Consider the following 11,092-nt stretch of genomic DNA (forward strand, 5'->3'; position numbering starts at 1 on the left):
GCCCGCGCCCGCGCCGGCCACCAGCACCTTCCTGTACGAGCAGGTGCCGTATCCGGCGGATGGCGCGGCTTTCCTGAACGACCTCAATACCGAAGGTGCGAAGGGCTACAGGTTCCTCGGCGCGTTGACGGCGGCCCAGTCCGGTGCCGGCGCCAACGTCTATTACAAGACCGGCGACATCACCTACGTCTACGAGACGAAGGCGACGCCGGCGGACGCGGATGCCTTCCTGGCCCAGGCCAACGAAGCGGGCGGGCGCGGCTATCGCTGGGCTGGCGCAAGCAGCGTGAACAACGTGCCGGTGATGATCTATCGCAAGGACAGCGGCACCAGCGCCACCTACACCTACCGCACCGAGGCCGCGGCGGCCAGCAGGTCCGACTTCATCGCCCGTGGCAACGCGCAGGGCGCGGAGGGCTACTTCAATACCGCGCCGGCCTACGGGTTCGGCTCGGCGATGGTCGCGGTCTTCGAGAAGAGCTCGGTCGGCAATTCCACGTTCGCCTATGAAGTGAAAGACGACGCATCCGACGTCGGCGCGACCCTGGCGCAGTTCGAGGAGGCGGGCGCTCGCGGCTTCCGCTTCAGGGGGCCGTACAGCTTCGGGAACATCTTCGCCAAGGACCTTTCGCAGTCCAGCACCTTCACCTACCAGGCGCTGGTTCCGAAGGACACGCTGGCAGCGGAGATCGAGCAGTCGAACACGCTGGGCGCGACCGGCTTCGCCCTCATCGGCCCGATGATCGTGAACTCGCAGACGCGCAACTACTACTACAAGGCCAGCAATTGCACGGGGCCCGCCCTGTGCATGCCGACATCGCCGTTCGGTCTCTGACCCGGCGAGGGGGGAGAAGAGAAGAAAAGAAGAAAAGAGAAACGGCCCCGGTGCAAGCCGGGGCCGTTTTTTTATGGGTGGGGCACGGACCGCGTCAGCCGAGCAGCGCCTGCGCGAACTCGCGCGCGTCGAAGGTCTCCAGGTCTTCCAGCTTCTCGCCCACGCCGATGAAGTACACCGGGATCGGCCTTTCGCGCGCAATGGCGCACAGCACGCCGCCCTTGGCCGTGCCGTCGAGCTTGGTGACGATCAGGCCCGTGAGGCCCAGCGTCTCGTCGAAGGCCTTGACCTGCGCGAGCGCGTTCTGGCCGGTGTTGCCGTCGATCACCAGCAGCACCTCGTGCGGCGCCGTGGCGTCGGCCTTGGTGACGACGCGCTTGATCTTCTTGAGCTCGTCCATCAGGTGCAGCTGCGTCGGCAGGCGGCCGGCCGTGTCGACCAGCACCACGTCCTTGCCGCGCGCCTTGCCGGCATTCACCGCGTCGAAGCTCACGGCGGAGGGGTCGCCGCCCTCGTTGCTCACGATCTCTACCGTGTTGCGGTCGGCCCAGACCAGCAATTGCTCGCGTGCGGCAGCCCGGAAGGTGTCGGCCGCGGCCAGCAGCACCGACGCGCCTTCGGTGGCCAGGTGCTTGGTGAGCTTGCCGATGGAAGTGGTCTTGCCCGCGCCGTTGACGCCGGCCACCATGATGACGGTGGGCGTGAACTGGCCGATGACCAGCGGCTTCTCCAGCGGCTTGAGCAGGTCGGCGATCGCCTCGGCCAGCAGGACCTTGACCTGGGCCGCGTCGGTGGCCATCTGGCGCTTGACGCGGCCGCGCAGGTCGTCGAGCAGGTACTCGGTCGCCTTGACGCCGGTGTCGGCCATCAGCAGGGCGGACTCGAGCTCTTCATAGAGCGCGTCGTCGATCTGGGCATTGACGAAGACGGCCTGGATGCCGGTGCCGGTCTTGCGCAGGCCGGTCTTGAGCTTGTCGAGCCAGCTCTTGCGCTCGGGGACCGCCGGCGCCGAGGCGACCGGGGAGGGAGCCGGGACGGGGGCAGGCGCCGGAGCTGGCGCGGGAGCGAAGACAGGCGCCAGTGCCGCAGGCGGAGCGGCCACCACCGGGGCTGGCGCCGGCGCCGCGACGACCGGCGCAGGGGCGGCAGGTGCAGGTGCTGGTGCTGGTGCCGGAGCGGGCGTTGGAGCAGGGGCCGGTGCAGGCGCAGGCGCGGCAGGCGCTTCCTCCGCCGCAGGCTTCGAGCCGAACCAGCTCGAAGGCGAGAACACCGAGCGCGTGGGCGCGGGCTCCGGGGCAGGCGCTGGCGCGGCGGCCGGAGGGGGCGCCGGCGCGACCGGGGCATCGGCAGGCGGTTTTTTCTTGAAGAAACTGAACATCAGGAGCTTTTTACAATCCGACCCATTCTATGAAACACCTCCCGCCACGCCGTGCTGCGTCTGGTGCGGTGCTGGCGATGGCGCTCGTGGCGCCGTGGGCCATGCCTGCGCAGGCCCAGTCCACTCCGGCCCCCGCCGCTTCGTCCGCCGCCGCCGCGGCTGCGCCGGGACCCCAGCAATTCACCCTTGCCAACGGCATGACGCTGATCGTCCAGCCCGACCGGCGCTCGCCCACGGCGGTGCAGATGGTCTGGGTGCGCGTCGGCTCCCTCGACGAAGTCGACGGCACCTCCGGCGTCGCACATGCGCTCGAACACATGATGTTCAAGGGCACCAGGGACATCAAGCCCGGCGAGTTCTCGCGCCGCGTGGCGGCCCTCGGCGGCCAGGAAAACGCCTTCACCACCCGCGACTACACCGGCTACTACCAGCAGATCCCGGTCGGCAGCCTCGAGCAGGTGATGAAGCTCGAATCCGACCGCTTCGCCAACAACCAGTGGCCCGACGACGAGTTCAAGCGCGAGATCGAAGTCGTCAAGGAAGAGCGCCGCCTGCGCACCGAAGACCAGCCGCGCGCCCTGCTCGGCGAGCAGCAGAACGCCGCCGTCTTCATCGCGTCGCCCTACCACCGCCCCGTGGTCGGCTGGATGAGCGACCTCGACGCCATGACCCCGGCCGACGTGCGCGACTTCCACCAGCGCTGGTACGTGCCCGCCAACGCCGTGCTGGTGGTGGCCGGCGACGTCGACGTGGCCCAGGTCCGCGCGATGGCCGAGAAGTACTACGGCCGCATCCCCTCGCGCGCGGTGCCCGTGCGCAAGCCGCGCGTGGAGCCGGTGCAGCGCGGCATCCGCCGCCTCGAATTCAAGGCGCCCGCCGAGCAGGCCTATGTGTCGCTGGCCTACCGCGTGCCGCAGATCGCGAACATCGACGACGTGAACAGCGACTCCTGGGCGCTGGTGGTGCTGTCCGCCGTGCTCGACGGCTATGCCGGCGCGCGGCTCGACCGCGCGCTCACGCAGGGCCCCGACCGCGTCGCCGATTCGGCCGGCGCCTATGCGGGCTTCATCGGCCGCGGGCCGCAGCTCTTCGTGCTCGAAGGCGTGCCGGCCGCCGGCAAGAGCGCCGAGGCGGTCGAGGCCGCCTTGCGCGCGCAGGTGGCGCGCATCGCCAAGGAAGGCGTGGGCGAAGCGGAGCTGGCCCGGGTCAAGACGCAATGGGTGGCGAGCGAAACCTACAAGCGCGACTCGGTGATGGCGCAGGCGCGCGAACTCGGCAGCAACTGGATCCAGGGACTGCCGCTGGACGCCAGCGAACGCATCGTCGCGCGGCTGCAAGCCGTCACGGCCGCGCAGGTGCAGGCCGTGGCCGCGAAGTATTTCGGCGACGACCAGCTCACGGTCGCCACGCTGCGGCCCCTGCCGCCCGAGGCCAAGCGCGGCCGCGGTTTCGCTGCGCCCGCGGGCGAGCTGCGCTGAAAGGTCACGATTCCATGACGAAGACTCTCAAGAAAACCGCACGCGCCCTGCTGTTCGCAGGCGTGGCGGCCCTCACGGGCATGACCGGCGCGCATGCCGCGCTGCCCATCCAGCACTGGACGCTCGCCAACGGCGCCAAGATCTATCTGGCGTCGACCAACGCGCTGCCGATCGTCGACATGCAGCTCGACTTCGACGCCGGCAGCCGTCGCGACCCGGCCCCGCAGGCCGGCCTGGCCAGCACCACGGCCGCGATGGTCGAGAAGGGCGTGCGCGCAGGCAAGGGCGGCGAGCCCGCGCTCGACCAGAATGCCCTCGGCGAAGCCTGGGCCGACCTGGGCGCCAGCTTCGACGTGAGCGCCGGCACCGACCGCACCAGCTATTCGCTGCGCACGCTGTCCGACCCGGCGCTGCTGAACAAGGCCGTCGCGCTGGCTTCGCGCGAGATCGGCGAGCCGGCCTTCCCCGACGACGTGTGGCAGCGCGAGCGCGAGCGCATCAACGCCGCCATCAAGGAGGCCAACACCAAGCCCGCGACCGTTGCGGGCCGCGCCTTCGCGCAGACGGTGTACGGCACGCATCCCTACGGCCAGGAAGTGACCGAGGAAACGCTGGCGCGCATCGACACCGCCGCCATGCGCCAGCGCTACGAGCAGCTGATGGTGCCGTGCCGCGCCAAGCTCAGCATCGTCGGCGCCGTCACGCGCGCCGAGGCCGAGACGCTCGCCAACACGCTGCTGTCGCGCCTGCCCGGACCGGAGGCCTGCACGCCGCTGCCGGCCATCGCGCCCGTGGCCGCGCTGACCGCGCCTAGGGAAGAGCGCATTCCGTTCGACTCGGCGCAGGCCCATGTCTTCATCGGCCAGCCCGGCTATCCGCGCAAGGACCCGGACCACTTCGCGCTCACGCTGGGCAACTACGTGCTCGGCGGCGGCGGCTTCGTGTCGCGGCTGACCGACCAGGTGCGCGAGAAGCGCGGGCTCACCTACAGCATCTACAGCGGCTTCGCGCCGGGGCTCGAGGCGGGCGCGTTCCGCATCGGCTTCCAGACCCGGCCCGACCAGGCCGAGGAAGCGGTGAAGGTGTCGCGCGAGGTGCTCGCGAAATTCGTGGCCGAAGGCCCGACCGCCAGCGAGCTGAAGGCCGCCAAGGACAACGTGATCGGCGGCTTCCCGCTGCTGCTCGACAGCAACCGCAAGCTGATCGGCAACGTGGCCAACATCGCCTGGCACGATCTGCCGCTGGACTACCTCGACACATGGACCGCGCGCATGAACGCGGTCACGGCGGCCGACATCAAGGCCGCCTTCCAGCGCAAGCTGCAGCCGGAGCGCATGGTGACGGTGGTGGTGGGCGGCAAGCCCGCCCAGGCCTCCGCCAAGGCGCAGCCGCAGTAAAGCGACTAGGCCAGGGCGTGCGGCCCCTGGCTGGCGGCCGCGCGAACGGCGGCGCCGAGTTTTTCCAGCAGGCGCGGCGCCGCGCGCGCCTGCTGCCAGTAGAGCGGCACCGGCAGCGTCGAGCCGGGCACCAGTTCCACCAGCCTGCCTTCGCGGATGGCGCCGGCCACCATGCTGGCCGGGTGCATGCCCCAGCCCATGCCGGCGCATGCCGCCTCGACGAAAGCGGTGGGCGAGGGCACCCAGTGCCGCGGCGTCTCGACATTGCGGTGGCAGATGCGCCGCACCCAGCGCGCCTGCAGCCGGTCCTTGCGGTCGAACACCAGGCTCGGCGCGTTCGCCAGCGTGCGCGCACCCACGCCCTTGGCGAAATGGTCGCGCACGAATGCCGGGCTCGCGGCCGCCACGTAGTGCACCGTGCCCAGCGCCTCGCTGTTGCAGCCCGCCACCGGCTTCGCCAGCGCCGTGACGGCCGCCAGCACCGCGCCGCTGCGCAGCCGCTCGGCCGTGTGGTCCTGGTCGTCCACCGTGAGGTCGAGCAGCACCGTCCGTGCCTGCGCGGTGAAGGCTGCCGCCGCCGCGATGAACCAGGTCGCCAGGCTGTCGGCGTTGACGGCCACGCGCACCGTCAGCCGCTCGTCGGCGGCCTCGCCACTGCCCATGCCCAGCACGGGCATGGCGTCGCGCAGTTCGTGCTCCAGCATGCCCACGCGCTCGACATGCCGGCACAGCTGCAGCCCCGCCTCCGTTGCCACGCAGGGCTGGCCGCGCACGAGCAAGGCGCCGCCGGTGCGCTCTTCGAGCTGCCTGATGCGTTGCGACACCGCCGACGGCGTGACGTGGAGCGCGCGGGCCGCGCGTTCGAAGCTGCCCTCGCGCACGACGGCTGCAAGGGCGTTCAGGGCGGCATAGTCGAGCATGATGGAGATGAAGTAAAACTGAATCGGCGTTAGAAAGTTTAGTTTGAATTAACTGCGCGCAGGCTGCAAGCTCGGACCATGCAAGCCGTACAAGCCACCCCCGCCTTCGCCAACGGGCTCCTCATGAGCCTGGTCCTCATCGTCGCCATCGGCGCGCAGAACGCCTATGTACTGCGCCAGGGCTTGCGCCGCGAGCACGTGGGCGCGGTGGTGCTGTTCTGCGCGGCCAGCGACGCTTTGCTGATCGGCGCCGGCGTGGCCGGCATGGCGCAGGCGCTGAAGGGCCGCACGATGCTGGCGACCGTGCTGGCGGCATTCGGCGCCGTCTTTCTCTGCGGCTACGGGCTGAAGGCGCTTTGGCGTTCGCGCCGGCCCGCCGCGCTGCAGGCCAGCGCGCAGGGCGTGTCGCTGTCGCGCGCGGCCGTGGTCGCGCAGGCTGCGGGCTTCACGCTGCTGAATCCGCATGTCTACCTCGACACCGTGCTGCTCGTGGGCAGTGCCGGCGCGCAGTACGCGGGGTTGTTGAAGGTCTGGTTCGTGGCGGGCGCGGCCACGGCCAGCGCGCTGTGGTTCACCTCGCTGGGCTTCGGTGCACGCCTGCTCGCGCCGGTGTTCGCCCGGCCGCGCGCCTGGCAGATGCTCGACGGGCTCATCGGCGGCACCATGCTCCTGCTGGCCGCCATGCTGGCCCATCGCGCCTTCAGCGGGCTCTGAAGCGGGCTCCGGGCCGAGGGGCGCCGGGCGTTAAGCTCGCCGCATGCCCCAGAAGAAAGCCGCCCCAGCCGCCCGTCCCGCCGCAACCAGGCGCCCATCGAAGCCCAGCGAGGTGCGCATCATCGGCGGCGAATGGAAGCGCACCCGCCTCGCCGTGGCCGACAAGCCCGGCCTGCGCCCCACGCCCGACCGCGTGCGCGAAACCCTCTTCAACTGGCTCGCGAGTCTGGCCGGGGCCGGCGGCGGCGAGCTGCCGGGCTGGCACTGCGTCGACGCCTTCGCCGGCACCGGCGCGCTGGGCCTGGAAGCCGCCTCGCGCGGTGCCGCCAGCGTGCTGCTGTGCGAGCAGGACGCCGCACTGGTCGCGCAGTTGCAGGCCGCCAAGGCCAAGCTGTCGGCCGAGGCCGTGCGCATCGAGCGCGGCAACGGCGTGACGGCGCTGGAGCGCACTCCCGCCGGCAGCCTCGACGCCGTGTTCCTCGATCCGCCGTTCGACAGCACCGCGCTCTACGAGCCCGCCCTGCGCGCGGCCGCGCGCGCGCTGCGTGCCGGGGGCTCGGTGTACCTCGAGGCGCCGCGCCGCTGGAGCGACGAAGAGCTCGCCGCCTTCGGCCTCGCCGGCTTCCGTTACCTGAAGGCCGGCGCCGTGCATGCCCATCTGCTTCGGCCCGCTCCGGAGGGGACTGCATAATCCGCCGAACAAGCCGCATCGGCAGCATGAGGAAGAAGCAACCATGGCCAGCAACGTGATCGCGGTTTACCCCGGCACTTTCGACCCCATCACCCTCGGTCACGAGGACGTGGTGCGGCGCGCAACCCAGCTCTTCTCCAAGGTGATCGTCGCCGTCGCGGCGGGCCACCACAAGAAGGCGCTCTTCACGCTGTCCGAGCGCATGGACATGGCCCGCGAGGCGGTGAAGCCCTACAGCGACCAGGTCACTGTCGAGAGCTTCTCCGGCCTGCTGCGCGACTTCGTCGTCGCGCGGGGCGGCAAGGCCATGGTGCGCGGCCTGCGCGCCGTGACCGACTTCGACTACGAGTTCCAGCTCGCGGGCATGAACCGCTCGCTGATGCCCGACGTCGAGACCGTGTTCCTGACCCCCAGCGACAAGTACCAGTTCATCTCCAGCACCTTCGTGCGCGAGATCGCCATGCTCGGCGGCGAGGTCCACAAGTTCGTCTCTCCCAACGTGGAGCAGCAGCTCGCCGCCAAGGTTCGCAGCCTCGGCCGTGAATAAGCCTCGATGAGCGGCACCCCGCCGCCCCGGCTGCATCTCCTGGGCGATGCAGCGCTCTTGTGCGAGCTGCCGGCGCCCGCCACGCTGGCGCAGCAGCAGCGCATCTGGGCGCTCGCCGAGCGTGCACGCCAATGGCCGGGCGTCGGCGAGACGCTGCCGGGCATGAACAACCTCACGCTGACCTTCGACCCGACCGCGATCGACCTCGACACCCTCACGGCCCACGTGCTCGAAACCTGGCCGAAGCTGCCGTCCGGCGGCGCCCTGGGCCGGCTGGTCGAGATCCCGGTGGCCTACGGCGGCGAGCACGGGCCCGACCTGGCGGACGTCGCGGCGCACACCGGCTTCACGCCGGCCGAGGTGGTGCGGCGCCACAGCGCGGGCGAATACGTCGTGTACCTGCTCGGCTTCCTGCCGGGCTTCGCCTTCATGGGCGGCCTGCCACCCGAACTCGCCACGCCGCGCCGGGCGGAGCCGCGCACCGCGGTGCCCGCGCGTTCGGTCGGCATCGGCGGCGAGCAGACCGGCATCTACCCGCTGGCCTCGCCCGGCGGCTGGCAACTGATCGGGCGTACCCCGCTCGAGCTGTTCGACCCCAAGGCCGCACCGCCCACGCTGCTGCGCCCCGGCGACCGCGTGCGCTTCGTCGCGGAAAGCGTGCAGGCATGATCGTCGTCCAGAAACCCGGCGTGCTCGCGTCGGTGCAAGACCTGGGGCGGCACGGCCATCGCCAGCTCGGCATCTGCCCCGGCGGCGCGCTCGACGTGCTTTCGCTCACGCTGGCCAACCGGCTCGTGGGCAACGCCGACGGCGCCGCGGGCCTCGAACTCACCATGGGCGGCTGCGAGCTTCGCTTCGAAGCCGCCACGCGCATCGCGCTGACCGGCGACGACTTCACGGCCAGGCTCGACGGCGTGCCGCTGCGCGCCTGCTGGAGCGTGCCGGTGGCGGCCGGCCAGGTCCTGAAGCTCTACGGCGCGAACTCGCCTGGCGCGGCGAAAGCCGGGCTGCGCAGCTGGCTCGCGGTGGCGGGCGGCATCGACGTGCCGCAGATCCTGGGCTCGCGCAGCACCGACCTGAAGGCCGGCTTCGGCGGCCATCAGGGGCGCCCGCTGCGCAAGGGCGACCGCCTGCCGCTGGGCACGCCCAGGCTCGACGCCGCACAGCTCGCCCGCCGCCCCTTCGGCGTGCGCGGGCCGGACTGGGGCCCCACGGAAGCCGACGGCGCCATCGCCCTGCGCGTGCTGCCCGGCCCCGAGTTCGAGCAGTTCACCCTGGCCGCGCGCGAACTGCTGTGGGGGGAGCAGTGGCGCATCACGCCGCAGAGCAACCGCATGGGCAGCCGGCTCGCGGGCGCCGAGCTCAAGCGCAAGCGCGGCGGCGACATGCTGTCGTCGGGCGTCATCCCCGGCACGGTGCAGGTGCCGCCGTCGGGCCAGCCGATCATCCTGATGGGCGATGCGCAGACCACTGGCGGCTACCCGCGCATCGGCGTGGTGATCCGCGCCGACCTGTGGAAGCTGGCGCAGGCGCCGCTGAACGGCAGGCTGCGATTGGTGCAGGTCGACCAGCCGCAGGCGCTGGCCGCATGGGCGCAGCAGCAGCGCTATCTTGCGCAGGTGGCGCAGGGGTTGGCCGCTACAGGCTGGCCGGGCAGGGCATAGACTTTCCGCAAAGGAAACGCCCCATGCACATCGACCTCAACGCAGACCTCGGCGAAGGCGCCGGCAGCGACGAAGAACTGCTCGCGCTGGTGAGCTCCGCCAACATCGCCTGCGGCTGGCACGCCGGCGACGCCAAGACCATGCAGCAGTGCGTGCGCTGGGCAATGCGCCACGGCGTGGCCATCGGCGCGCACCCCAGCTTCCCGGACCGCGAGAACTTCGGCCGCAGCACCATGCACCTGCCGCCCGACGAGATCGTGGCCAACGTGCTCTACCAGATCGGCGCGCTGGCGGCCATCGTGAAGGCGGAGGGCGGCAGGCTGTCGCACGTGAAGGCCCACGGCCAGCTCTACAACCAGGCCGCGAAGGAACCGGAGCTCGCCGACGCGCTGTGCGAGGCGGTGCGCCGCTTCGACCCCACGCTCAGGTTCTTCGGCCTCGCGGGCAGCCGCATGATCGACGCCGCCCGCCGTGCCGGCCTGGAGCCTGTCGAAGAGGTGTTCGCCGATCGTGGCTACATGCCCGACGGCAGCCTCGTGCCGCGCAGCCAGCCCGGCGCGCTCATCGACAGCGAAGAGCGCGCGATCGCGCAGACGCTCTCGATGGCGCGGGACCGCCGCGTGACGGCCATCGACGGCAGCGTCGTGCCCGTCAACGCACAGACCGTGTGCCTGCATGGCGACGGCGCCCATGCGCTGGCTTTCGCGCGCCGCATCCGCGAACGGCTGCAGGCCGAAGGTATCGCGGTGCGGTCGTCGGCCTGACCCCAGGGCGCGCTCGGAAGCGCTCCCACCCGCCTTCGGCGATCGCCACGAGAGCGGCCGCGAGGCTCAGCCGAAGTGCTTCGCGAGCCAGCCGTTCAAAGCGGCGTTGACGAGCTCCGGCTTCTCCATCGTCAGCATGTGGCCGCAGGCGGGCACCCACACCACCTCGGCCTGCGGCAGCAGCGCGGCCATCTCACGGGTGCACTCGGGCGGCGCGAGCTTGTCGTCGTCGCCGCACATCAGCAGCACCGGCGCACGCACCGAGCCCAGGTGCAGCCGCGCGTCGGGCCTCCGCATCACGGCGCGGTTCTGGCTGATGAGCTGCTGCGCGCCCGCGCCCAGCACGATGTCGAGGTAGCGCCGCACCAGCACGTCATCGGCCGCCTGCGCGGGGTGGAAGGCGAAGTAGACGTTCGGCTCGATCACGTCGCGCAGCTCGCCGCGCTCGAAGTACTCGATGGCGCCTTCGCGCAGCGTGAACATCTCGGGCGTCTCGGGCCGCGCGCTGGTGCCCAGCAGGGCAAGGCCGACGATGCGATCGGGCGCCTGGCGGGCCGCTTCCATCGCGACCATGCCGCCCATCGACGCGCCGCACAGCACCAGCGGGCCGTGGTTGTCGCGCAACACCGCGGCGGCCATGCCCTCGATGGTGCCGTTGTGCCGCTGGGCGTCGCTCACGCGGGTGTCGAAGACAGAGGGGAGGG

At 71.2% G+C, this 11,092-nt stretch carries 12 protein-coding genes; 9 read left to right on the top strand and 3 right to left on the bottom strand.

What is annotated here, in order from left to right; all coding sequences use genetic code 11:
• A partial coding sequence (locus AC1RVW_RS29960) for a hypothetical protein (protein WP_493204335.1) occupies window positions 1–835 on the top strand: 835 nt, incomplete at its 5' end.
• A 94-nt stretch (window positions 836–929) separates the two neighbouring features.
• Here AC1RVW_RS29960 and ftsY read toward each other — a convergent pair.
• Complete coding sequence (ftsY, locus tag AC1RVW_RS29965) at window positions 930–2,213, bottom strand: signal recognition particle-docking protein FtsY (protein WP_493204337.1); 1,284 nt, start codon at window positions 2,211–2,213, stop codon at window positions 930–932.
• 29 nt (window positions 2,214–2,242) lie between these two features.
• Here ftsY and AC1RVW_RS29970 point away from each other — a divergent pair, with 29 nt between their 5' ends.
• Both AC1RVW_RS29970 and AC1RVW_RS29975 read left to right on the top strand, forming a co-directional pair.
• Window positions 2,243–3,691 carry a M16 family metallopeptidase gene (locus tag AC1RVW_RS29970; protein ID WP_106936898.1) on the top strand — a complete coding sequence of 483 codons (1,449 nt, stop codon included), beginning with the start codon at window positions 2,243–2,245 and terminating at the stop codon, window positions 3,689–3,691.
• 14 nt (window positions 3,692–3,705) lie between these two features.
• On the top strand, window positions 3,706–5,088 hold the full coding sequence (locus tag AC1RVW_RS29975) for a M16 family metallopeptidase (protein WP_493204340.1): 1,383 nt from the start codon (window positions 3,706–3,708) through the stop codon (window positions 5,086–5,088).
• A 5-nt stretch (window positions 5,089–5,093) separates the two neighbouring features.
• Here the strand turns inward: AC1RVW_RS29975 and AC1RVW_RS29980 are convergent, their stop codons facing one another.
• On the bottom strand, window positions 5,094–6,008 hold the full coding sequence (locus AC1RVW_RS29980; protein WP_493204342.1) for a LysR family transcriptional regulator ArgP: 915 nt from the start codon (window positions 6,006–6,008) through the stop codon (window positions 5,094–5,096).
• A gap of 78 nt (window positions 6,009–6,086) precedes the next feature.
• On the opposite strand from AC1RVW_RS29980, the gene AC1RVW_RS29985 reads away from it, so the two are divergent.
• The 6 genes from AC1RVW_RS29985 to pxpA are packed head-to-tail and all read left to right on the top strand — an operon-like array spanning window position 6,087 to window position 10,388.
• Window positions 6,087–6,722 (top strand): LysE/ArgO family amino acid transporter, encoded by a 636-nt coding sequence (locus tag AC1RVW_RS29985; RefSeq protein ID WP_493204344.1) that lies wholly within the window; start codon window positions 6,087–6,089, stop codon window positions 6,720–6,722.
• Between the two features lie 43 nt (window positions 6,723–6,765).
• On the top strand, window positions 6,766–7,413 hold the full coding sequence (locus AC1RVW_RS29990) for an RsmD family RNA methyltransferase (RefSeq protein WP_285412972.1): 648 nt from the start codon (window positions 6,766–6,768) through the stop codon (window positions 7,411–7,413).
• Window positions 7,414–7,456: 43 nt separating this feature from the next.
• Window positions 7,457–7,960, top strand: coding sequence for a pantetheine-phosphate adenylyltransferase (coaD, locus tag AC1RVW_RS29995; protein ID WP_081269908.1), 504 nt, complete (start codon window positions 7,457–7,459; stop codon window positions 7,958–7,960).
• A 6-nt stretch (window positions 7,961–7,966) separates the two neighbouring features.
• Window positions 7,967–8,629 (top strand): 5-oxoprolinase subunit PxpB, encoded by a 663-nt coding sequence (pxpB, locus tag AC1RVW_RS30000; RefSeq protein WP_493204346.1) that lies wholly within the window; start codon window positions 7,967–7,969, stop codon window positions 8,627–8,629.
• Window positions 8,626–9,624: a 5-oxoprolinase subunit C family protein gene (locus AC1RVW_RS30005; protein ID WP_493204348.1), complete on the top strand. Its 999-nt coding sequence runs from the start codon at window positions 8,626–8,628 to the stop codon at window positions 9,622–9,624. Before pxpB ends, AC1RVW_RS30005 begins: the two co-directional genes overlap by 4 nt.
• A 23-nt stretch (window positions 9,625–9,647) precedes the next feature.
• Entirely contained in the window at window positions 9,648–10,388 is a 741-nt protein-coding gene (pxpA, locus tag AC1RVW_RS30010) for a 5-oxoprolinase subunit PxpA (protein ID WP_493204350.1), read from the top strand.
• A gap of 66 nt (window positions 10,389–10,454) precedes the next feature.
• Here pxpA and AC1RVW_RS30015 read toward each other — a convergent pair.
• The coding region (locus tag AC1RVW_RS30015) for an alpha/beta fold hydrolase (RefSeq protein ID WP_493204352.1) at window positions 10,455–11,092 on the bottom strand (638 nt) is incomplete at its 5' end.

The sequence above is a fragment of the Variovorax sp. MPBD4-3 genome, assembly GCF_058809745.1.